Origin of the sequence: Ralstonia edaphi, assembly GCF_958350185.1 — a bacterium.
Classification (GTDB): Bacteria; Pseudomonadota; Gammaproteobacteria; order Burkholderiales; family Burkholderiaceae; genus Ralstonia; species Ralstonia edaphi.
The window spans coordinates 616,420-638,501 of the sequence record NZ_CATWHI010000002.1 but is presented as its reverse complement, the minus strand read 5'-3'; the positions used below and the strand labels follow the sequence as shown (position 1 = coordinate 638,501).

General features: G+C 63.3%; 17 protein-coding genes. 9 read left to right on the top strand and 8 right to left on the bottom strand.

Annotation, left to right across the window (positions count from 1 at the left end; all coding sequences use genetic code 11):
- Positions 1 to 64: 64 nt before the first annotated feature.
- The gene (gene pobA / locus R2669_RS08140) at positions 65 to 1,291 is read left to right on the top strand and encodes a 4-hydroxybenzoate 3-monooxygenase (protein WP_316899560.1); all 1,227 of its coding nucleotides are present in this window, start codon (positions 65 to 67) and stop codon (positions 1,289 to 1,291) included.
- Here pobA and R2669_RS08135 read toward each other — a convergent pair.
- Entirely contained in the window at positions 1,269 to 2,378 is a 1,110-nt protein-coding gene (locus tag R2669_RS08135) for a glycoside hydrolase family 191 protein (RefSeq protein ID WP_316899558.1), read from the bottom strand. The two genes, pobA and R2669_RS08135, sit on opposite strands and share 23 nt — an antisense overlap.
- Before the next feature lie 301 nt (positions 2,379 to 2,679).
- Here R2669_RS08135 and R2669_RS08130 point away from each other — a divergent pair, with 301 nt between their 5' ends.
- The 3 genes from R2669_RS08130 to R2669_RS08120 all read left to right on the top strand — a co-directional run bounded on the left by R2669_RS08130 (position 2,680) and on the right by R2669_RS08120 (position 5,005).
- A complete protein-coding gene (locus tag R2669_RS08130; protein WP_004631110.1) occupies positions 2,680 to 2,973 on the top strand; it encodes a hypothetical protein in 294 nt (97 codons plus the stop codon).
- Between the two features lie 347 nt (positions 2,974 to 3,320).
- Positions 3,321 to 3,539, top strand: coding sequence for a translation initiation factor IF-1 (gene infA / locus R2669_RS08125; protein WP_004631109.1), 219 nt, complete (start codon positions 3,321 to 3,323; stop codon positions 3,537 to 3,539).
- Between the two features lie 470 nt (positions 3,540 to 4,009).
- Positions 4,010 to 5,005: a hypothetical protein gene (locus tag R2669_RS08120; protein WP_316899556.1), complete on the top strand. Its 996-nt coding sequence runs from the start codon at positions 4,010 to 4,012 to the stop codon at positions 5,003 to 5,005.
- 132 nt (positions 5,006 to 5,137) lie between these two features.
- Here the strand turns inward: R2669_RS08120 and galU are convergent, their stop codons facing one another.
- A complete protein-coding gene (gene galU, locus R2669_RS08115; protein ID WP_027680889.1) occupies positions 5,138 to 6,010 on the bottom strand; it encodes a UTP--glucose-1-phosphate uridylyltransferase GalU in 873 nt (290 codons plus the stop codon).
- Between the two features lie 40 nt (positions 6,011 to 6,050).
- Entirely contained in the window at positions 6,051 to 8,927 is a 2,877-nt protein-coding gene (locus R2669_RS08110) for a valine--tRNA ligase (protein ID WP_316899554.1), read from the bottom strand.
- Between the two features lie 150 nt (positions 8,928 to 9,077).
- Between R2669_RS08110 and R2669_RS08105 the strand changes: the two genes are divergently transcribed.
- Positions 9,078 to 11,438: a UvrD-helicase domain-containing protein gene (locus tag R2669_RS08105; RefSeq protein ID WP_316899552.1), complete on the top strand. Its 2,361-nt coding sequence runs from the start codon at positions 9,078 to 9,080 to the stop codon at positions 11,436 to 11,438.
- Between the two features lie 25 nt (positions 11,439 to 11,463).
- Here R2669_RS08105 and R2669_RS08100 read toward each other — a convergent pair whose 3' ends face one another.
- From R2669_RS08100 to R2669_RS08085, 4 genes are all read right to left on the bottom strand, one after another.
- Positions 11,464 to 12,261 carry a BPSS1780 family membrane protein gene (locus tag R2669_RS08100; RefSeq protein WP_147218008.1) on the bottom strand — a complete coding sequence of 266 codons (798 nt, stop codon included), beginning with the start codon at positions 12,259 to 12,261 and terminating at the stop codon, positions 11,464 to 11,466.
- Positions 12,252 to 13,256, bottom strand: a complete 1,005-nt coding sequence (locus R2669_RS08095) for a homoserine kinase (protein WP_147218010.1) — start codon at positions 13,254 to 13,256, stop codon at positions 12,252 to 12,254. The genes R2669_RS08100 and R2669_RS08095 overlap by 10 nt, the downstream gene beginning before the upstream one ends.
- Positions 13,257 to 13,341: 85 nt before the next feature.
- Complete coding sequence (locus R2669_RS08090) at positions 13,342 to 13,770, bottom strand: hypothetical protein (RefSeq protein ID WP_147218012.1); 429 nt, start codon at positions 13,768 to 13,770, stop codon at positions 13,342 to 13,344.
- A gap of 94 nt (positions 13,771 to 13,864) precedes the next feature.
- Complete coding sequence (locus R2669_RS08085) at positions 13,865 to 14,818, bottom strand: LOG family protein (RefSeq protein WP_147218014.1); 954 nt, start codon at positions 14,816 to 14,818, stop codon at positions 13,865 to 13,867.
- Positions 14,819 to 14,822: 4 nt separating this feature from the next.
- Between R2669_RS08085 and polA the strand changes: the two genes are divergently transcribed.
- From polA to R2669_RS08065, 4 genes are all read left to right on the top strand, one after another.
- Entirely contained in the window at positions 14,823 to 17,636 is a 2,814-nt protein-coding gene (gene polA / locus R2669_RS08080; protein WP_316899550.1) for a DNA polymerase I, read from the top strand.
- 207 nt (positions 17,637 to 17,843) lie between these two features.
- The gene (locus R2669_RS08075) at positions 17,844 to 19,178 is read left to right on the top strand and encodes an NAD(P)/FAD-dependent oxidoreductase (protein WP_316899548.1); all 1,335 of its coding nucleotides are present in this window, start codon (positions 17,844 to 17,846) and stop codon (positions 19,176 to 19,178) included.
- Positions 19,179 to 19,286: 108 nt separating this feature from the next.
- Positions 19,287 to 20,165: a dienelactone hydrolase family protein gene (locus R2669_RS08070; protein ID WP_316899545.1), complete on the top strand. Its 879-nt coding sequence runs from the start codon at positions 19,287 to 19,289 to the stop codon at positions 20,163 to 20,165.
- 150 nt (positions 20,166 to 20,315) lie between these two features.
- Complete coding sequence (locus R2669_RS08065; RefSeq protein WP_147218021.1) at positions 20,316 to 21,122, top strand: ZIP family metal transporter; 807 nt, start codon at positions 20,316 to 20,318, stop codon at positions 21,120 to 21,122.
- A gap of 70 nt (positions 21,123 to 21,192) precedes the next feature.
- Here R2669_RS08065 and R2669_RS08060 read toward each other — a convergent pair whose 3' ends face one another.
- Positions 21,193 to 22,080 carry a sulfurtransferase gene (locus R2669_RS08060; RefSeq protein WP_102066518.1) on the bottom strand — a complete coding sequence of 296 codons (888 nt, stop codon included), beginning with the start codon at positions 22,078 to 22,080 and terminating at the stop codon, positions 21,193 to 21,195.
- Between the last annotated feature and the right edge of the window lie 2 nt (positions 22,081 to 22,082).

Genomic DNA, 22,082 nt, shown 5'->3' with positions numbered 1-22,082 from the left:
CGATATCAAGGTGTGCGCCAACAATGGTTGCCAGAACGATTCCAATCCATCCGGAGACAACACCATGCGCACCCAGGTCGCCATCATCGGCGCGGGCCCGGCAGGCCTTCTGCTCGGGCAGCTTCTGCACCGCAACGGCATCGACGCCGTCATCCTCGAAACCAAGAGCCGCACGTACGTTGAAGAACGCATCCGCGCCGGCGTGCTGGAGCAAGGCACGGTCGACGTGCTCAACGAAGCGGGCGTGGGCGAGCGCATGCGGCGCGAGGGGCTCGTGCACCACGGTATCGACTTGCTGTTCGGCGGCAAGCGTCATCGCATCGACCTGACGGCGATGTCTGGCGGCCGCTCGATCACCGTGTATGGGCAGCACGAGGTGGTGAAAGATCTGATTGCCGCACGCGTGGAGCAGGGCGCGCCGCTATTGTTCGATGTGAGCGATGTGTCGGTGCACGATATCGAGTCGGCCACGCCTTCGGTGCAGTTCGTTCACGACGGCGTGCCGCAGACATTGCATTGCGACTACATCGCCGGATGCGATGGCTTCCACGGCATCTGCCGGCAGGCGATTCCGGCACAGCGGCAATCGGTGTTCGAGCGCGTGTATCCGTTTGCATGGCTCGGCATCCTGGCGGAAGCGGAGCCTGCGGCGGAAGAGCTGATCTACGCGAACCACGATCGGGGGTTTGCGCTGTTCAGCATGCGCTCACCCAAGATCACGCGGCTTTACCTGCAGTGCAAGCCGGATGAAGACTTGGCCGAATGGTCCGATGCGCGCATCTGGGATGAGCTGCACACGCGGCTGGAAAACAACGACGGCTGGCGGCTGAAGGAAGGTCCGATCCTGCAGAAGAGCGTCACGCCGATGCGCAGCTTTGTCTGCGAGACGATGCAGTATGGGCGCCTCTTCCTTGCGGGCGATGCCGCGCACATCGTGCCGCCGACCGGCGCGAAGGGCATGAACCTAGCCGTCGCGGACGTGCGCGTCCTGGCTCAGGGGCTTACGGCACGCTACAAGCAAGGCGACACCGCCCAGCTTGCAAGCTACGCCGAACGCTGCCTGCAACGCGTCTGGCGTGCCGAACATTTCTCGTGGTGGATGACGTCGATGCTGCATCGCTTTGACGACCACACACCGTTCATGCAGAAGCTGCAGCGCGCCGAGCTGGACTACGTGACCAGCTCGGCTGCCGGCGCGCGCGTGCTGGCCGAAAACTACGTCGGCCTGCCGTTTGCCGATGCGCCCGCCGGGGCGTCGTTGAGCGTGGTCAGTAGTTCCAGGGCGGCGTAGTCGTCGGCTTGGACAGCGCAATGCGGGACACGAGCGGGCGGAAGCCTTGCGCGCGCGAAGCCGTGTAGACCTTCTGCGCGTTGGCGGTCTTCAGCGCGTAGTCGATCGTGAAGACGGGCACGTTGCCGGCGCAGTATTTCTGCAACTGCTCGATCGTCCATTGCGTGTCGACGGCGCTTGCAGCCTTGTCGCCACCGGAGGCGCTGCTCCATGCGGCGCCGGCGCTGCCGCCGAACCACGTGTCTTCCTGCGAGATGCCATCGATCGTTGCCAGCAGCGTTGATGCACCGCCGTCGTCAATCAACGAGGGTGCGTTCTGCTGGATCACTGCGAATTGCGGATTGATGGCGCGGCCGGCAGCACGAATCTTGGCGATGAAATCGACCATGGCCCGCGCGGGGTCGATGCCTGCCGCCTGGGCGGCGTCTGCCACAGAAGGCTCGGCATACGCCTCGACCCAATCCAGATAGACGCCATCGAACCCTTCGCGCGCCAGTTGCGCAACGGCACCGTTCGGCCCGAGCCAAAGCGCTTGCCAGCGCGGGTCCCAGAACGCCACGGGGTAGTCGCCGGCCCAGCCATCGGGGTCGGCTTTGATAATGAAGTCGGGCGTGCCGGCGCCGTCGGCTGTGGGCGCCTTCCAGCTCGACGTCCAATAGGTGCGGAAGTCTTCGGCCTCGCCAATGTCGATGTAGGCGAGCACCTTGCGGGCGGAGCCGTCGGGCTTGGTGCGCAGGCGCGCCACCATGTCGACCGTGTTGAAGTTCTCGAGTCCCTTGACGGTGTTGTTGGCCTCGATCACCAGCATGTCGTACGGCTGCGCGTCCAGCACGTCGATTTGCGCGCTCGTTGTCATGCCCTGCAACTGATACATCCAAGTCTGCACGCCGGCCAGCGGCGAGATGCCGTTGATGCCGCAAACAGGCCTGGTGGTTGTGGCCGTTGCGGTCGCGGTTTTTGACCCGCCAATCGCGGCATTGGAAGTGTCGGCGGCTTGCGGGCTCGACGATGAACCGCCGTCGCCACCACCGCAGGCAGACAGCATCAGCCCGGCACACGCCAGGGCAACCGGAGAAATCAGGCGCATTGTGGTTTCTCGAAAAGTTCGGGGGGCCTCACGCAAACCTGCACATCCGTTTGGATGCCACGGCAAGCACCAATCCAAGCTAGCACAATCGGATCGCGCCGCACCCTGCTGTGGACGGGTGACGTGCCGAAACGTATTTAGACCAGCGTTGGTGTTTGCACCGAAGCCTTTGCTGTGGCTCATCAGCGTGCGCATGCTGTGCCGTGCCCGCAGTCAAACGTTGCCGTCGCTTTCATCGCCACGCAAAACGCACGGGTGTATAGTCAGACAGCACTCGACGTTCAAGAAGGGGGCATTTCAGATGGACACTTCGCCGGCGGGCCAATACAAAGGCTTCGACATTTATCCGTTGGCTTTCCAACATGAACGCACGGCACGCTGGCCCGAGGCCAGGGAAGACCGCAGCTACAACGCGGCCGTGATGATCTGCCGGGCGGGGGAGTCGCCCGAACCCGGACAGACCCAGGTCTTCCGCCTCTCGGGGGACCGGCAATTCAGCAATGTAGGGGCTGCGCGCATTGCAGCACTGCGCTTCGCTGAGAGCATCATCGATGGCGACGTGCCTGAACTGTCGCTTCCTGCCGACGGCGCCTGAAACCGCGGAAAACGCCCGTGGTAGAATAGCGGGCGAATCCGGCTCGCCGCCGGGCCTGTCAGGGCCGGTGGCAGCTGAGTCCAGCACCGGGGAATACCCCGCGCCGAGTCGGGCGGCGCGCATCTGCGACCGCCACCCATCCTCGCTCTCGCTTGTACGAAGCGGCGCACGCCATCGGCGGGCGCGATTTGTGTTTCGTACAACTCGGTACCCCCCAAGCCCGCAGTCCGGGCAGATGATCGCGGCGTACCGCTGCATGCCGTTCCAGGCGTGTGGCGTGGTTCGGGTGGGTCATCACATCATTGCAACCATCGGCGCAGCCGCGTGCTGCATACAAAGGAACGAGTTTGGCCAAGGAAGAACTGATTGAATTTGAAGGGGTGGTGTCTGAAGCACTGCCCGACAATCGTTTTCGCGTGCAGTTGGAAAACGGCGTGGAAATCTGGGCTTACGCATCCGGCAAGATGCAGAAGCACCGCATCCGCATTCTCGCGGGCGACCGCGTGAAGCTGGAAATGTCGCCGTACGACCTCACCAAGGGTCGCATCAACTACCGGCACAAGTAAAAACGGCTGTGCCGCCAAGACGTCCGTCCAGCGGGCGTTTCAAAGAAACCGCGTGTCCTGCAGACCCGCGGTTTTTTTATTATTGTTGCGTAAGCAGCGTTAAATTTCGTTGATCTCCCGGTAACATCCGGTATCATCCCGCTTGGCTGTCGACGGGGGGAACGCAGTTGGCAGCCAACTGAAGTGCAGGGCTTGTCATATTTTCAAGCCGCGAGCAGCCTCCGGGTATGACCGCGCCAGCTGTACCAGTCCATCAATAAGCGCACGGCCGCTGATCGATCCATCGACTCAGCAGGACCTCCAATCGCGCGTCCATTCGCCGACCGGGGCGTCATCTGACGCTCGCACCCGTTCGGTGTTCAGTGTGTCACAGGAGTCACACCACATCGGGATACCGCACAGGTAGGACGGCGCTTGTCCATCGAAGTACTGGGCGTAACGTTTTGCGTCCGAGGGAATAGAAAACCACAATGTTGGAAACCAAAAAAGCAGCACAGAGGGCGGCGCGCATGAGCCTGCGCGCTTTGGTGGGTCTGACGGCGGCGGCAACGCTGACAGGCCTGGGAACACAAACCGCCTCGGCGCAGGCCACGCGTCCGAAGGCACCTATCTACGGCGTCACGCTTGATGACGTCAGCAGTATCAACGCGATCGTGGCGTCGCTCACGCACCTGCCGTACAAGCCCACCGTGCGCGTGGTCTTTGACCCGGGTACATCGGCAGCCGACTACTACGCACCGCTGGTCAAGCTTCATCAAGTCGCCTACGTGATGGGCGAAGTGATGGATTCGTACTATTTCCCGGTCGACCCGACGACCTACAGTGCGCGCACCAACGAGTTGGTGAGCACGCTGAAGAATGTCGTGGACGTATGGGAAATCGCCAATGAGATCAACGGCGAATGGTTGCGTGCCAACCCGAGCGGTCCGACCGCGACGGCAACGTCGCAGGAACAGCAGATCGGTCAGATGGTCGGCAATGCCTACGACATCGTGAAGGGCGCGGGTGGCCTGGTGTCGGTGACGATGTACTACAACGACGACGGCAAGGGCACGAACTGCTACGAGCTGCCGATGGACTCGTGGCGTACCTGGGCAACGAACTTCCTGCCCTCCCGTGTGCGCCAGGGTGCGGACTATGCGCTGTTCAGCTACTACCCGTACCAGGACTGCCCGGGTCTGAATCCGACGTGGGCAAACGATTTCAAGTTGCTTGAGAGCATCTTCCCGATCGCGAAGGTGGGCTTTGGTGAGATCGGTACGTCCAGTACGTCGGCGCCGCTGTCCGTGCAGCAGAATCTGATCAAGTCGTACTACCCGATGGGTACCACCACGATGGCAGCAGATCCGCGCTTCATCGGCGGCTACTTCTGGTGGAACTACGTTGAGCAGATGCTGCCGTACAGCACCAGTTCGTACTGGAGCCTGCTGAACAACACCATCAAACCGCTGACGGCACCGCAATAAGAAGAGGCTGCAGCCTCTCCTCGCAAAAGGGTGGGACTCCGCGCCGGACGGACGGGACACGATCCGGCAACAAAAAACCCGCGTCAGCTCACGCTGCGCGGGTTTTTTTCTATGGCGACGAGCGCGTCCAGCTCAGCCGCGTGCCGCCAGATAGGCGCGGAATTCGTCAGCGACTTCCTTGTGCTTGAGCGCCAATTCCACCGTGGCCTTCAAGTAGCCCAGCTTGCTGCCGCAGTCGTAGCGCACGCCTTTGTAGCGGTACGCTAGCACCTGCTCGGCCGACAGCAGCGACTGGATGGCATCCGTCAGCTGCAGCTCACCGCCCGCGCCCGGCTTGAGGTTGCGGATGTGATCGAAGATGCGCGGCGTGAGGATGTAGCGGCCGACCACGCCGAGGTTGGACGGCGCATTTTCGGGCGCCGGCTTCTCGATGATGCCCGACATCTTGATCACGCTGCCGTCTTCTTCCCACGGGCGGCCATCGACCACGCCATACGAGCGGCTCTGCTCCGGGTCGATCTCTTCCACCCCGATCACCGAGCAGTTGTAGTGGTCGTACAGGTCGACCATCTGCTTCATGACGGGCGGCTCGCCGTCCAGCAGGTCGTCGGCCAGGATGACGGCAAACGGCGCATCGCCGACGAGCTTTTCAGCGCATTGCACCGCGTGGCCCAGGCCAAGCGCTTCAGGCTGGCGCACGTAAAAGCAATCCACATGCGACGGCTTGATCGAGCGTACAACTTCGAGCAGCGCGGTCTTCTGCTTCGCTTCGAGTTCGGCTTCGAGTTCGTAGGCCTTGTCGAAGTGGTCTTCAATGGCGCGCTTGCTGCGGCCGGTCACGAAGATCATCTCGGTGATGCCGGCAGCCATGGCTTCTTCTACGGCGTACTGGATCAGCGGTTTGTCCACGACCGGCAGCATTTCCTTCGGGCTGGCCTTTGTGGCCGGCAGAAAGCGGGTTCCGAGCCCCGCGACGGGGAAAACGGCTTTGGTGACGCGTTGCATCGTGGTTTCCTTGGTATCGATTATCGATTGTTCGGGGCGCTCAGGCAGCCTGCACCGGCAGCCGTGCAATCTGGGCTTCCAGCTTGGCCAGCGTGGCTTTGAAGTCGGTCACGCGCTTTTGTTCCTGTTCGACCACGGCGGCCGGTGCGCGGGCGACGAACGATTCGTTGCCGAGCTTGGCTTCGCACTTGGTGATCTCACCGCGCAGGCGGTCGATTTCCTTCGACAGGCGCGCATGCTCGGCGGCCACGTCGATTTCGATCTTCAGCAGCAGCTTGTTCTCGCCGACGATCGCGACCGGTGCGCCGGCGCCGTCCTGTTCCATGGCGGCCGCGTCCGTGTAGACCTTCACCTCAGACAGCTTGCCCAGCGCTTGCACGTACGGCGCAGCCACCTGCAGGAATTCGGCGTCGCCGTTGACGTACAGCGGCACGCGTTGCGCGGGGGAGATGTTCATCTCGCCGCGCAGGTTGCGACAGGCGTCGACCAGCGCCTTCAACTGCTGGACCCACTGCTCGGCCTGTTCGTCGATCTTGGTGAGCACCGCGCGCGGATATTCCTGCAGCGCGAGGCTTTCGGTGCCGTCGCCCTTGGCGCGGCCGGCCATCGGCGCAACCTTCTGCCAGAGTTCTTCGGTAATGAACGGAATGATGGGATGCGCCAGGCGCAGCACCGTTTCGAGCACGCGCAACAGCGTGCGACGCGTGGCGCGCTGCTGCGCCGGCGTGCCGGTCTGGATCTGCACCTTGGCCAGTTCCAGGTACCAGTCGCAGTATTCGTCCCAGACGAACTTGTAGATGGCGTTGGCGATGTTGTCGAAGCGGTAGTCGGCAAAGCCTTTTTCCACTTCGGTTTCCACGCGCTGCAGCAGCGAGACGATCCAGCGGTCGGCCTGGGAGAAGTCCAGATGGCCTTCGGGGCCGCAATCACCGACGCATTCCTGCATGCCGCAGTCCTGGCCTTCGGTGTTCATCAGCACGAAGCGCGTGGCGTTCCAGAGCTTGTTGCAGAAGTTGCGATAGCCCTCGCAGCGGCTGGGGTCAAAGTTGATGCTGCGGCCCAGTGTGGCGAGCGATGCGAACGTGAAGCGCAGCGCGTCGGCGCCAAATGCGGGAATGCCTTCGGGGAATTCCTTGCGCGTGCGCTTCTCGACCTTGGGCGCGTCCTTCGGGCGACGCAGGCCGGTCGTGCGCTTGGCCAGCAGCGGCTCCAGCGCAATACCGTCGATCAGGTCGACCGGGTCCAGCGTGTTGCCTTCGGACTTGCTCATCTTCTTGCCTTCCGAATCGCGCACCAGGCCGTGCACGTAGACGGTGTGGAAGGGCACCTCACCGGTGAAGTGCAGGGTCATCATGACCATGCGCGCCACCCAGAAGAAGATGATGTCGTAGCCCGTGACCAGCACGGTCGAGGGCAGGAAATGCTTCAGTTCCGGCGTATCGGCCGGCCAGCCCAGCGACGAGAACGGCACCAGCGCCGACGAGAACCACGTATCCAGCACGTCGTCGTCACGCGTGAGCGCGCCGGTGTAGCCCCTGGCGGCTGCTTGTGCTTTGGCTTCTTCTTCCGTGCGGCCGACGTATACATTGCCCGCGTCGTCGTACCACGCCGGAATCTGGTGGCCCCACCACAGTTGGCGCGAAATACACCAGTCCTGGATGTTGTTCAGCCACTGGTTGTACGTGTTGACCCACTGCTCCGGCACCAGCTTGATCTTGCCGCTCTGCACCGCGTCCAGCGCGACTTCAGCGATGGAGCGGCCCGGGAAGCGCGTGCCTTCCGGCGCCGGCTTGCTCATGGCGACGAACCACTGGTCGGTCAGCATCGGCTCGATGACCACGCCGGTGCGGTCGCCGCGCGGCACCATCAGCGTGTGCTTCTTCACCTCGGCCAGCAGGCCTTGCGCTTCCAGGTCCTCGACGATCTTCTTGCGCGCGTCGAAGCGATCCAGGCCTGCGTAGGCGGCCGGGGCATCGGCAACGATCTTCGCGTCGAGCGTCAGGATCGACAACTGCGGCAGCTTGTGGCGCTGGCCGACCGCGTAGTCGTTGAAGTCGTGGCCCGGCGTCACCTTGACCACGCCGGTGCCGAATTCGCGGTCGACGTACTCGTCGGCAATCACCGGAATCTTGCGATCAGTCAGCGGCAGGTGGACGAACTTGCCGATGAGGTGGGCGTAGCGTTCGTCCTCAGGGTGCACCATCACGGCCGTGTCGCCGAGCATCGTTTCCGGACGGGTGGTGGCGACCGTCAGGTGCGTGAGGCCATGCAAGGCATCCGGCTCGGCCAGCGGATAGCGGATGTGCCACAGCGAGCCCTCTTCTTCTTCGCTCACCACTTCCAGGTCGGACACGGCAGTGCCGAGCACCGGATCCCAGTTGACGAGGCGCTTGCCGCGGTAGATCAGGCCTTGCTCATACAGGCGCACGAAGACGTCGCTGACGGCGCGCGACATCTTCGGGTCCATCGTGAAGTATTCGCGCTCCCAGTCGATCGAGGCGCCCATGCGGCGCACCTGGCGGGTGATGGTCGAGCCCGATTGCTCCTTCCATTCCCACACCTTTTCGACGAACTTCTCGCGGCCCATGTCGTGGCGCGATATGCCCTGGGCATCCAGCTGGCGTTCGACGACGATCTGCGTGGCGATGCCCGCGTGGTCGGTGCCCGGTACCCACAGCGTGTTGGCGCCCGACATGCGCGCGTGGCGCGTCAGGCCGTCCATGATGGTCTGGTTGAACGCGTGGCCCATGTGCAGCGTGCCTGTCACGTTCGGCGGCGGAAGCTGGATACAGAAGTCGGGTTTGCCGGCTTCGAGCGTCGCGCGGGAGACGCCCATCGCTTCCCACGCCGCGCTCCACTTCTGCTCGATGGTGGCGGGTTCGAAGCTCTTGGCGAGGGACTGGTTTTGATCGGTCATGCTGACAGGGCGCAATGGGCGCAAAAAGACGTTTGGCCCAGGAAAATGGCGGGCGAAAGCTTGGAATTATACGGCGTGTCGATGTCCGGCACGGGCGAAGCGGCTATTGCGGCCGGTATAATTTCAGGATTCTGCCGAGGCTCCTCCCGCATGTCCGACCTGCTCGCCAATCTGAACCCCGAACAACGCGCTGCCATCACGCTTCCCGATGAATCGGCGCTGATCCTGGCGGGGGCGGGCAGCGGCAAGACGCGCGTGTTGACCACCCGCATCGCCTGGCTGATCCAGAGTGCGCGGGTGTCGCCCTCAGGTGTGCTGGCCGTCACGTTTACGAACAAGGCGGCCAAGGAAATGACGGCGCGCCTCCAGGCCATGCTGCCGATCAACACGCGCGCCATGTGGATCGGCACGTTCCACGGTCTGTGCAACCGGCTGCTGCGCGCGCATTTCCGCGATGCCGGTCTGCCCCAGACGTTCCAGATCCTCGATACGCAAGACCAGCTGTCCGCCGTCAAGCGCCTGCTGAAGTCGCTCAATATCGACGACGAGAAATTCCCGCCCAAGAACGTCCAGTACTTCATCAACGGGGCCAAGGAGCAGGGCCTGCGCGCGGGCGATCTGGAAATCGCCAACGAGTACGACCGCCGCATGGCCGATCTCTACGCTGCCTACGACGCGCAATGCCAGCGCGAAGGCGTGGTCGATTTTGCCGAGCTGCTGCTGCGCTGCTACGAACTGCTGCGCTACAACGATGCCATCCGCGCGCACTATCAACGGCGTTTCAAGCACATCCTGGTCGACGAATTCCAGGATACGAACAAGCTGCAATACGCCTGGCTGAAGATCCTGGCCGGGCTGGGCGAGCCTGGTGTCACGCCCAACGCCATCTTTGCCGTGGGCGACGATGATCAGAGCATCTACGCGTTTCGTGGCGCCAACGTGGGCAACATGGTCGACTTTGAGCGCGAATTCCGCGTGGAGCACCGCATCAAGCTGGAGCAGAACTACCGCTCGCACGGCCACATCCTGGATACCGCCAACCACCTGATCTCGCACAACACGCGTCGGCTGGGCAAGAACCTGCGCACCGACGCCGGCCATGGCGAGCCGGTGCGCGTCTACCAGGCCGCGACGGATGGGCAGGAAGCCGGCTGGATTGTCGATGAGATCCGCGACCGGATTGCCACCGGCATGTCGCGCTCGGAAATCGCCATCCTGTATCGCAGCAACGCGCAGTCGCGGGTGATCGAGCATGCCCTGTTCTCGGCCGGCATCCCGTACAAGGTGTACGGCGGCCTGCGCTTCTTCGAGCGTGCGGAAATCAAGCACGCGCTTGCGTATCTTCAGCTTCTGGAGAATCCCGATAACGACGCGGCGTTTGGTCGTGTGGTGAATTTCCCTGCGCGCGGCGTCGGGGCGCGCTCGCTGGAGCAGTTGCAGGATGCGGCGCGGCTCTATGGCATTTCGCTCGCGGCGGCGGTGCCGTATCTGACGGGGGCCGCGGGCACCAAGCTGTCGGCGTTTGTGCGTCTGATCGAGCAGATGCGTGCCGACACGCGCCAGATGACGCTGCCCGAAATCGTCCAGCACGTCATTCACGCCAGCGGTTTGATCACGTATTACCAGGGCGAGAAGGAAGGCCAGGACCGCATCGAGAACTTGCAGGAACTGGTGACCGCCGCCCAAGCCTTCGTCGCTGAAGAAGGCTACGGCGTGGATGCGATTGCGACCGCGCTGCCCGTGCGCCACGACGCCATGCTGCGCATCGAAGGCGGCGAGATCGATACCGCTTCTGAACTCGTCGCCGACGAAACGCCTGCAGAAATGACGCCGCTCGTTGCGTTTCTCACGCATGCCTCTCTGGAAGCTGGCGACAACCAGGCCCAGGCAGGCCAGGATGCCGTGCAGATGATGACCGTGCATGCGGCGAAGGGGCTGGAATTCCATGTCGTTTTCATCACCGGGCTGGAAGAGGGTCTGTTCCCGCACGAAAACAGCCAGATGGAAAAGGACGGCCTGGAGGAAGAGCGCCGCCTGATGTACGTGGCGATTACCCGGGCCCGCGAGCGGCTGTACCTGTCGTTCGCGCAAAGCCGTGTGCTGCACGGCCAGATCCGCTACCACATCCGCTCACGCTTCTTCGACGAACTGCCCGAAGACACGTTGAAGTGGCTGACGCCGCAGCATTCTGGCTATCAGGCCACGCGGCGAGTGCAAGGCGATTCCGCGTGGGGCAAGGATTGGTTCAAGCGCCCCGAGCGCGGCGATGACGACGCCTACACCGGCCGCCCGACCGGCGGCATGGACACCGGCAAGAACTACGCCGACGCCAAGCGCGCGGAGGCCACAGGCTTCCGCGTCGGCCAATCGGTGTTTCACAACAAGTTCGGGGAAGGCGTCATCACGACGTTGGAAGGCGAGGGCGCCGAGGCGCGCGCCCAGATCAAATTCAACCGCCACGGGGTGAAGACGCTGGCGCTGGGCATCGCCAAGCTCGACCCGATCAACTGAGCGCTGATCGCGTCGTTGGGCCCGATCAGGCCGTCGTGTCAGTCGTTTGGCCGGCCGCTTGCGTCACGTTGAAGCAGCCGCGGTAGGTGGCGTAGAACGAGCAGTACAGCACCGCCATCACCAGAATCCGGTACGGCGTGGCGATGATGGGAGCGATATTGTTGGCACCGCTCGACGCGAACAACGCATCGATGAACAGCGGCACCGCGATCAGCAGGATTGCCACCAAGACGCCGTACGCGATGAACGCGGCGCGGTTGCGCCATACGGCCATCCAGCTGAAGAACAGCGCCTTGCCCACGGGAATGCCGTGCCACGCTACCAGCAACGGCGCAAACCAGAACAGCACCGCCACCGGGATGTACAGCACCGAGCCCATCACCATGGCGAGATAGAACTCGCGGATGGCGTCAGCGGTGAGCGGTTTGTCGCTGACGACGGTCATGAGCGTGTCGACGTCCACCATCGTCATCAGCACGCCGCTGACCACCAGCACCAGCACGCCATAGATGCCGCCGAGCTTGAGCAGGCTGCGCATCGCATCCTTGCCGTACGCACGAAAGCCGGCGATGAGCGACGCAGGCCCGACGCGCTTGCCTGCGACCGTATCGCGGCAGGCTGACATGAAGCCCACGAAGATGGCTGGATTCACCAGCAGGATGGCAAACACACCAATCGGCGGCACCAGCAGCATCAGCAGGTTGACCGCAAACAGGTAGATGAACAGCAGCAGCAAGAACCCGATCGGGTTCTTGCGAAACAGCCACGCACCCTGGCGCAGCCAGACGTAGCCTTGCTTGGCCGGTACTTCAATCAGTTGCATGGTTGGGGAAGATCCAGAGTCAGGCCGCCGGCGCCCACCCGTTCGCGCAGCACGCGCTCGAAGTGGGTGGGGTCATGCGGCTTGAGCAGTTCGGCATCGCGCGGGAGATAGAAATCCCACAGGCGCGAGACCCAGAAGCGGTATGCCGCGGCACGCAGCATGTCTTGCCAGTGCCGCGCTTCCGTGTCGGTAAACGGGCGCACAGCGTGATACGCGCCCAGCATCGCACGTGCCCGCTCGGCGTCCAACACGCCGGTGGCCAGGTCGATGCACCAGTCATTGACGGTGACGGCCACGTCGAAGAGCCACTTGTCGACACCGGCAAAGTAAAAGTCGAAGAAGCCGCCGAGGCGTTCCGGCTGGCCGTCCGCGGCCGGCTCGAACAGCACGTTGTCGCGGAAGAGGTCGCAGTGGCAGGGGCCTTCGGGCAGCGCAGCGTAGTCGGCGCTGGCGAAGAAGCGTTGCTGGTGCGCGAGTTCGCTTTCGAGCAGCACGCGCGTGTCGCCGTGCACGAACGGCACGACATCAGGCACGACTTCGTTCCACCACGGCAGGCTGCGCAGATTGGGCTGATGGCGCGGATAGTCGCGTCCGGCCAGATGCATGCGCGCGAGCATGTCGCCGACGATGGCGCATTCCGACACCGTCGGCGCCAGGTTCGACCGGCCCGCCAGACGCGTCACGATGGTCGCGGGCTTGCCGTTGAGCGTGCGCAGGATCTCGCCGTCGCGGCCGGGAATCGGCGCCGGCACGCTGATGTCGTGCTGCGCCAGATGCTGCATCAGATAGAGGTAGAACGGCAGTTGCTCGAGCGTCAGCCGCTCAAACAGGGTGACGACGTATTCGTGCGTCTGCCCATCCTTTTCCGTGGTCAGGAAGAAATTGGAGTTTTCGATCCCGGAGGGGATGCCGCGAAATGCGCGCACGGCGCCCACATCGTATTGATCCAGCCAGAGAGCGATCTCGGCGTCGGAGACCGGGGTGAAAACAGCCATGCTTCAGGAACGGGAAACGGGTGGAGGGAAATGCAGCCGGCCCACCGTGGAGCCTGCTTGCAGGCGCCGCGCTTGCGGCACGGGCTTAGAACTTCAGGACGTTGACCGAGGGCACGCGGTCGATATCGCCGCGCTCGCGAATGCGCGGCGAGCTGTCTTCGGGCTTGCTGAGGTTGTAGGACGTGCCCATGCCGGACTTGACATGGATGTCCGGTGCCTGGCCCTTCTGGAAGCGGTATTCCTCGACTTGCGTACCGTCGTTGTCGCGGTAATCGAAGCTCGGCTTGACGCGCTCGTTGTGGATGGCGCCGCGGGTCGGCTTGGAAATCGGCTGATTGTTGATCGCCTTGACGTCGGGCAGGTCCAGACCGGCGCTATCGGAGTTCACCTCCGCGTGCGCCGGCAGGGCGAGGCAGAAAACGGCGCCTGCCAGCAACCCAGCGTGGCGCATCAGGCGCGCGGCGGTGGCAAAGCCGGAGTGGACAGGGGCGGACGGGTGAAGCAGCGAATCCATCATGGACTCCGGCGGGTGATCTGGGACCCTACATTCTAGCAGTCCGGCCTCCCGCCATCGTCCGTTCATGTGGCGCCGAATGTCACACCCGAGGTTACAGATAGAACATCTCTTCCTTGGGCGGAATCGGCGAGGTGCCTTCGCGCTTTTCGTAGAACTCGTAGACAGCATCGAGCGCGTCCTTGGGCTCATCGACGATGCGCATGATGTCGAGGTCGTGCTCCGCAATCAGGCCCATCGGCAGCAGCGTAAAGCGGAACCAGTCCAGCAGGCCCTTCCAGAAATGGCTGCCGAACATGACCACCGGCACACTGCGCGATTTGCCCGTCTGGACGAGCGTGAGCACTTCAGCCAGCTCATCGAGCGTGCCGAAACCGCCAGGCATGACGATGAACGCATCCGAATTCTTCACGAAGGTGACCTTGCGCGTGAAGAAATGGCGGAAGCGCATCGAGATGTCCTGGTACCGATTGCCTTGCTGCTCGTGCGGCAGTTCGATGTTCAGGCCGACGCTGGCCGACTTGCCGGCATGCGCGCCTTTGTTGGCCGCTTCCATGATGCCGGGGCCCCCGCCGGAGATGACAGCGAAGCCTGCATCCGAGAACAATCGGGCGATTTCGATGGTGCGTTCGTAGTACGGCGAATCCTCGCGCAGGCGCGCGCTGCCGTAGATCGAGACGGCCGGACGGATCTCCGAGAGGTACTCCGTCGCCTCGATGAACTCTGCCATAATCGTGAACATCTGCCAGGAGGCGCGCGCTTTCTTTGCGGTGGCGCGTTCTTCGTCGGCGAGTGCCCGCAGGCTGGGAATCATCTTGCGATCGGTACGGCCTTGCGACACGTCAGCCTTGGGCTCGTGTTCGACGCCCACCGTCACGTTGACGTCCATGTCGGCCGTGGTGGCCTGGCGCGAGGGGCTCACTCCGGTCAGTTCAGCCGCCGACACCTCGGCCGAGGAAGCGCCAGCAGCCTGCTTTGCCACGCCGCCTTCTGCGGAAGCGCCATTATCGGAAACGCCTTTTGGCGTTCCAGTCACATTAGAGTCCATGGGAATGTCGGAAAGTCAAGAAACGCTGTTGCTCGTCGATGGCTCGAGTTATCTGTACCGTGCCTATCACGCACTGCCCGACTTGCGAAACGGAGAAGGGTTTCCTACGGGGGCCATCTACGGCATCGTGAACATGCTGCGCAAACTGCGCAACGACTATCCGGCCAAGTATAGCGCTTGCATTTTCGACGCCAAAGGCAAGACCTTTCGCGACGACCTCTATCCTGCCTACAAGGAGCATCGCGCGCCCATGCCCGACGACCTGCGCGCGCAGATCGAACCGATCCACGAAGCCGTGCGGGCATTGGGTTGGCCCATCCTGATGGTGGAAGGCGTCGAGGCCGACGATGTGATCGGCACCCTGGCTGAGCGGGCCGCTCGCGAAGGCGTTCGGACCATCGTCTCAACGGGTGATAAGGACCTCGCCCAACTGGTGAATGACCACGTCACGCTGGTCAACACCATGACGAACGAAACGCTCGACCCGGCCGGCGTGCAAGCCAAATTCGGTGTGCCGCCGGAGCGCATCGTCGACTATCTCTCGCTGATTGGCGACACCGTGGACAACGTGCCCGGTGTGCCGAAGGTGGGGCCGAAAACCGCGGTGAAATGGCTGACGGAGTTCGGCTCGCTCGACAACGTCATGGCACGCGCGGGCGAGATCAAGGGTGTGGTGGGCGACAACCTGCGCAACACGCTCGAGTGGCTGCCGAAGGGCCGCGAGCTGCTGACCGTGAAGCTCGACTGCGACCTCAGCAAGGAAGTGCCGACGTTCGACGCGCTGATCGACGGCGGCGAAGACAAATCCAAACTCGTCGATTTCTTCTCGCGTTACGGCTTCAAGACCTGGCTGCGCGAGGCTTCAGGCGAAGCGCTGCCCGACACGCGCAGCGTGGGTGCCGCGCGCAAGGCCGCGACGCCCGTGAAGAATTACGCCGGCGAGGCGGCACAACTGCAGGCCCAGGCCAACCTCTTCGATGTGGAGGCGCCACCCGATGAGATCAAATACGAGACGGTGACGACCGAAGCGCAGCTCGAATCGTGGATGCAGCGCCTGGACGAAGTGGATCTCGTCTGCATCGATACCGAGACGACGTCCATCGACCCGATGCTTGCGCAATTGGTGGGCATTTCGCTGTCGGTGAAGCCGGGCGAGGCTTGCTACATCCCCGTGGCGCATCGTGGCCCCGATGTGGCGGGGCTCGATGCAGCGGCGCAACTTTCGCGCGACACGGTGCTCGCGCGCATGAAGCTGTGGCTCGAAGACGAATCGCGCAAGAAAGTCGGACAGCATCTGAAGTACGACGCGCATGTGTTTGCCAATCACGGCATCGCGCTGCGCGGCATCGAGCACGACACGATGCTCGAATCGTATGTGCTGGAATCCCACCGCAATCACGGCATGGATGCACTGGCCGAGCGCGTGCTGCACTTGAAGACGATCACCTACGAAGCGGTGTGCGGCAAGGGTGCATCGCAAATCGGCTTTGACGAGGTGCCGCTCGATCGCGCGACCGAATACGCGGCGGAGGACGCCGATATCACGCTGCGTCTGCATCGCACGCTGTTCCCCAAGGTGTCCGAAGACGACAAACTGCGCTACGTCTACGAGCAGATCGAAATGCCGACGTCCATCGTGCTGCAGAAGATGGAACGCAACGGCGTGCTGATCGACGCCGAGCGCCTGGCCAAGCAGAGCAACGAGCTGGGCCTACGCCTGATCGATCTGGAAGCCGAGGCCCACAAGCTTGCAGGGCAGCCGTTCAATCTCGGCTCACCCAAGCAGATCGGCGACATCTTCTTCAACCAGATGAAGTTGCCGATCATCAAGAAGACCGCGAGCGGTGCGCCGTCGACCGACGAAGAAGTGCTGCAGAAGCTGGCCGAAGACTACCCGCTGCCGAAGCTGCTGCTCGATTACCGGGGCCTGGCCAAGCTCAAGTCGACCTACACCGACAAGCTGCCGAAGATGGTCAACCCGCGCACTGGCCGCGTCCACACCACCTACGGTCAGGCGACGGCGGTGACGGGGCGTCTGGCGTCGACCGATCCGAACCTGCAGAACATTCCGGTGCGCACGGAAGAAGGGCGGCGCATCCGCGAGGCGTTCATCGCGCCGGAAGGCAGCGTGATCGTGTCGGCCGACTATTCGCAGATTGAACTGCGCATCATGGCGCATCTCTCGCAGGATGAAGGCCTGATGCGTGCATTCCGAGAAGGTCAGGACGTGCACCGCGCCACGGCCGCCGAAGTGTTCAACGTGACGCCGCTGGAGGTCTCACCCGACCAGCGCCGTGTGGCCAAGGTCATCAACTTCGGCTTGATCTACGGGATGAGCGCGTTCGGGCTGGCGAGCAACCTGGGCATTGGGCGCGATGCGGCCAAGCTCTATATCGACCGCTACTTCGCCCGCTACCCCGGCGCCGCGAGCTACATGGACGAAACCCGGCAGAGCGCGCGCGAGCGCGGCTACGTGGAGACGGTTTTTGGCCGCCGCCTGTGGCTGCCGGACATCAACGGCGGCAACGGCCCGCGCCGCCAGGCGGCCGAACGCGCCGCCATTAACGCGCCGATGCAAGGCACGGCGGCAGACCTCATCAAACTGTCGATGCTGGCAGTGCAAGGCTGGCTTGAAGCCGAAGCGATGCGCTCGCGCCTGGTCATGCAGGTACACGATGAACTGGTGCTCGAGGTTCCGCAGGACGAGCTTGCCGTGGTGCGCGAGGGCCTGCCCGAGTTGATGTGCAGCGTCGCAACGCTGCGCGTGCCGCTGGTGGCCGAAGTTGGCGTGGGCGCAAACTGGGAAGAAGCGCACTGACGCAATCGCTTGCCCCGCGAGCGCCACGCCATAAACCAAGGCGTGGCGCCCGCTTGCCTGACAAGGCAGGCTGCGGATCGCGTTGGCATGTGGTTGTCATGATTTGCCATATCCAAGCGTCCGGGGTTGCAGCGGGTTTTGCGTTGCAGCAGACTGCACCTGACAGATCGAGTGATCGAAAAGTTTCAATGGCTCCAGGAGAGGCACATGGCAGGGCAGACGGATGGCGCAGGCGGTACGAACGGGCCGCGCATTGTGGTGGTCGGCGGAGGGGCCGGCGGATTGGAGCTTGCGACGCGGCTGGGCGACAAGCTCGGCAAGCGCGGCGCGGCACAGATCATTCTCGTTGATCGCAATCCCACACACATCTGGAAACCGCTGCTGCATGAAGTTGCTGCCGGCAGCATGGATCCGAACACGCATCAGCTCGAATACGCTGCGCAGGCGCGCTGGCATGGCTTCGAATTCCAGCAGGGTGAACTGAAGGGCCTCGACCGCGCCGCCAAATCCATCATCGTGTCGGGATGCGTTGACGCGGATGGCACCGAGGTCCTGCCCGAGCGCGCCATCTCGTACGACACGCTGGTGCTGTCCATCGGCAGCGTGACGCATTTCTTCGGCGTGCCGGGCACGGCCGAGCACGCCATTGCGCTCGACACCGCATGGCAGGCCGAACGCTTTCGCCGCAGGCTCATCGCGGCATGCATGCGCGCACAGAACGGTGTGGGCGATGCGCGTCCGCAAGTGGACATCGCCATCGTGGGGGCTGGAGCAACGGGCGTGGAGCTGTCGGCTGAGCTGCGCAACACCGCCCACGTGTTGGCCGCTTATGGCCTGCACAAGCTCGACCCGCGCCACGACATTCGCATCCACCTGATCGAAGGCGGCCCGCGTATTTTGCCGGTGCTCAAGGAACGCATTTCGGCTGCGACCACGGAGTTGCTGCACAAGCTCGACGTGGACGTCATTACCAGCGAACGGGTGACGGAAGTCACTGCCAGCGCCGTCAACACGGCCAGCGGCAAATCTATTCCGGCGGACCTGACCGTGTGGGCTGCAGGCATCCGCGCACCGTCGGTGCTGGGCGAGCTGGGGCTGCCTGTGAACAAGCTGGGTCAGGTCGTCGTTTCGCGCACGCTGCAGGTGGAGGGTGACGATTCGATCTACGCCTTTGGCGATTGCGCGAGCTGCCCCTGGCCGGAGGCGTCGTCCAGCGTGCCGCCGCGTGCCCAGGCCGCGCATCAGCAAGCCACGTATCTCTTCGATGCGCTGCGCAAGCGTATGGACGGCAAGCCGGTCCAGCCTTTCGCGTTCAAGGATCTCGGCTCGCTGGTGTCGCTGGGCCATTTCAGCGCGGTGGGCAGCCTGATGGGCGGACTGATCGGCGGGTCGATGTTCATCGAAGGCCTGATGGCGCGGCTGATGTATACGTCGCTGTATCGCATGCACGTGCTCGCGCTGCACGGTTGGGTGCGCATGTCGGTCGATACGGTGATGCACTGGCTGCGCAGCAAGACGAATCCGCGCGTCAAGCTGCACTAGGCCGGCCCTGGTACCTGGGCCGGATGCCTGACTCGGCAGCAATGCATCTGCTTCGGTAGACTAGCCGCTTCGTTCACCGTAACCGCCCGCGGGCGCGAGGAGAGTGCGATGCAGCTTGATGCAGAAGTGGAGAGCCTGGTACCCGGCCGCAGCTTTGACCGTCGCGGCTTCATGAAGACCGCACTGGGCTCAGCCTTTGCGGCGGCGGTGCTGCCGGTGTCGGCGCAGACCATCCATACCGATTTCAATGGGCTGACGGCCGGCGAGGTGACCGTGCCCGTGGGCGATTTCAAGATGCCGGCCTACCGCGCCCAGCCCCAAGGCAGGACGCAGCTGCCGGTAGTGATCGTCATCAGCGAGATATTCGGCGTGCACGAATACATCGCCGATATATGCCGGCGCTTTGCGAAGCTCGGTTATCTCGCGATTGCCCCTGAGTTGTTTGTGCGCCAGGGCGATCCCCAGTCAATCGGAACCATCGCTGAGCTGCAGGAAAAGATCATTTCGAAGGTCCCGGACGCGCAGGTCACGGGCGATCTGGACGCAACGGTGGCGTGGGCCAAGCAGAACGGCGGCGATGCGGCGCGCATCGGTATTACCGGGTTTTGTTGGGGTGGCCGCCAGACGTGGTTGTTTGCGGAGCACAGCCCGGATATCAAAGCCGCAGTGGTGTGGTATGGCCATGTAAAAGGCAATCCGACCGCGCTGCAGCCTGCTTTCCCGATCGATAAAGTGGACGATCTCAAGGCGCCGGTGCTGGGCATGTACGGTGCAAAGGACACTGGCATTACGCAGGATGCCGTCAATGCAATGAAGCAAACCTTGGAAAAATCCAGGAACCCCAAGGCGCACGCATCGCGCATCATCGTGTACCCGAATTCCGGTCACGCATTTCATGCCGATTACCGCCCCAGCTATGTGAAGGCCGACGCGGAAGATGGCTGGAAGAAATGCCTGGCCTGGTTCAAGGAACACGGCGTGGCGTAGCACCTCAACGCGCCGAACCGAAAGGCTCTGGGGAAAACGCCCCGGGGCCTTTTTCTTTTGCCTGCACTGGCAAAGGTTGATAAAGCGGCATACAATTCGCCCTTCTTGCAACTCTGTTGCGTTTATCGGCTTCCGCTGCGTTACGTCCGCATGACCTTCGATACCACCCTGTTAGGCATTCTCCTGGCCACCGCGCTGTCTGGCATCGGCAGCATGGCAGGCGCTGCCGTGCTGTCACTGACGGTGCTGTCGCGCATGGTCGAGCGGATGGTCAGCTTCTCGGTGGGCGTGCTGCTGGCCACGTCATTGCTGCATTCCCTGCCGGAGGCGTTCGAAGCGCATCGCGGCATTGAGCCCAATACGCATGCGCTGTTCGCCACGTTGCTGGCCGGGCTGCTGGGATTCTTCCTGCTGGAAAAAATTTCCCTGATCCGCCACTCTCATCATCACGAGGGCGACGGGCACGGCCATCACCACGGCCACGACCGGCAGGAAGCCGGGCGCAGCGGCCTGATGATCCTGGTGGGCGACGGACTGCATAACTTTTCGGACGGCATCGTGATTGCCGCGGCGTTCCTGGCCGACACCAAGGTCGGCATCGTCACCGCGCTGGCGATTGCTGCGCACGAGATTCCACAGGAGATCGGCGATTTCATGGTCCTGCTCAACGCCGGATTCTCCAAGACGCGCGCCTTCGTCTACAACCTGATCTGCAGCGTCTGTGCGCTGGTCGGCGCGGTGCTGGGCTACTACCTGCTGGACCGCTTGACGTCGTGGATTCCGTACGTGCTGGTGGTGGCGTCGAGCAGCTTCATCTACATCGCGGTGTGCGATCTGATGCCGCAAATGAAACGCCGGCCGCGCTGGCAGGAATCGGCGGTGCAGGTGGCATTGATTGCGGCGGGCATCGCGATGATCTTTCTGCTGACGGAAGGTCTGCACGGCCACGCGCACTGAGGCGACGCATTCTGCTTAGAAAAAAAGCCCGGTCGATGCCGGGCTTTTTGTTGCGCGCTGGTTTGGCAAATTACGGGTTCGGCCCCGTCGCCACCGGTCGCGACGGATCGCTGCACCATTCACTCCATGAGCCGGCGTAGAGCGCGGCGCCCGTGAGGCCAGCGATCTCCATGGCCAATGCGTTGTGGCAGGCAGTCACGCCCGAGCCGCATTGCAGCGTCGCGTCTTGCGGCTTGGCGCCGGCCAGCACGGCCGTAAAGTCGGCGCGCAATTGTTCTGCCGGCTTGAAAGTGCCGTCGGCCTGCAGGTTGTCGCGGAAGAAGCGATTGCGCGCGCCAGGAATGTGGCCGCCGACGGGATCGAGCGTTTCGTTTTCACCGCGGTAGCGGTCGGGGGCGCGGGCGTCGACGACGGGCTTGTCGGCGTGGCCGAGGTATTTCTGCACGATATCTGCCGTGACCATCTGCACGAGCGACGGCTTGCGCGTGATGTTGCCGGGCGTGGCATTGAGCTGCGGTTCTTCGGGCACGATCTGGTCGACGGGAAAGTGCGCGGCTTCCCAGGCCTGCAGGCCGCCATCGAGCACGGCCACATCGGCATGGCCGACCCAGCGCAGCAGCCACCACAGGCGCGCCGCATACATGCTGCCCTGGCGGTCATACGCGACGACTTGCGTGTCGTCGTTCACGCCGAGCGCCTGCAGGCGCGCGACGAGTGCCTCTGCGTCGGGCAGCGGGTGGCGGCCATTGGTACCGGTTTTGGGGCCCGACAGTTCGTTGTCGAGATGCATGTAGAACGCGCCGGGCACGTGGCTCGCGTGATACGCGTCCCGCCCCGCGGCGGGGTTGGCGAGGTCAAAGCTGCAATCGATAACGACCACCGCTTCGGGCGCGCTCTGCTGCAGTGCGGCCAGTTGCGGTGCGGTGATGAGGGTGGCGTAGTGAGCGCGTTCGCTCATGG

Bases quoted from the DNA above. Each gene is read 5' to 3' on its own strand.
- pobA (WP_316899560.1), top strand. From the start codon at position 65: ATGCGCACCCAGGTCGCCATCATCGGCGCGGGCCCGGCAGGCCTTCTG.
- R2669_RS08135 (WP_316899558.1), bottom strand. From the start codon at position 2,378: ATGCGCCTGATTTCTCCGGTTGCCCTGGCGTGTGCCGGGCTGATGCTG.
- R2669_RS08130 (WP_004631110.1), top strand. From the start codon at position 2,680: ATGGACACTTCGCCGGCGGGCCAATACAAAGGCTTCGACATTTATCCG.
- R2669_RS08120 (WP_316899556.1), top strand. From the start codon at position 4,010: ATGTTGGAAACCAAAAAAGCAGCACAGAGGGCGGCGCGCATGAGCCTG.
- galU (WP_027680889.1), bottom strand. From the start codon at position 6,010: ATGCAACGCGTCACCAAAGCCGTTTTCCCCGTCGCGGGGCTCGGAACC.
- R2669_RS08110 (WP_316899554.1), bottom strand. From the start codon at position 8,927: ATGACCGATCAAAACCAGTCCCTCGCCAAGAGCTTCGAACCCGCCACC.
- R2669_RS08105 (WP_316899552.1), top strand. From the start codon at position 9,078: ATGTCCGACCTGCTCGCCAATCTGAACCCCGAACAACGCGCTGCCATC.
- R2669_RS08100 (WP_147218008.1), bottom strand. From the start codon at position 12,261: ATGCAACTGATTGAAGTACCGGCCAAGCAAGGCTACGTCTGGCTGCGC.
- R2669_RS08095 (WP_147218010.1), bottom strand. From the start codon at position 13,256: ATGGCTGTTTTCACCCCGGTCTCCGACGCCGAGATCGCTCTCTGGCTG.
- R2669_RS08090 (WP_147218012.1), bottom strand. From the start codon at position 13,770: ATGGATTCGCTGCTTCACCCGTCCGCCCCTGTCCACTCCGGCTTTGCC.
- R2669_RS08085 (WP_147218014.1), bottom strand. From the start codon at position 14,818: ATGGACTCTAATGTGACTGGAACGCCAAAAGGCGTTTCCGATAATGGC.
- polA (WP_316899550.1), top strand. From the start codon at position 14,823: ATGTCGGAAAGTCAAGAAACGCTGTTGCTCGTCGATGGCTCGAGTTAT.
- R2669_RS08075 (WP_316899548.1), top strand. From the start codon at position 17,844: ATGGCAGGGCAGACGGATGGCGCAGGCGGTACGAACGGGCCGCGCATT.
- R2669_RS08070 (WP_316899545.1), top strand. From the start codon at position 19,287: ATGCAGCTTGATGCAGAAGTGGAGAGCCTGGTACCCGGCCGCAGCTTT.
- R2669_RS08065 (WP_147218021.1), top strand. From the start codon at position 20,316: ATGACCTTCGATACCACCCTGTTAGGCATTCTCCTGGCCACCGCGCTG.
- R2669_RS08060 (WP_102066518.1), bottom strand. From the start codon at position 22,080: ATGAGCGAACGCGCTCACTACGCCACCCTCATCACCGCACCGCAACTG.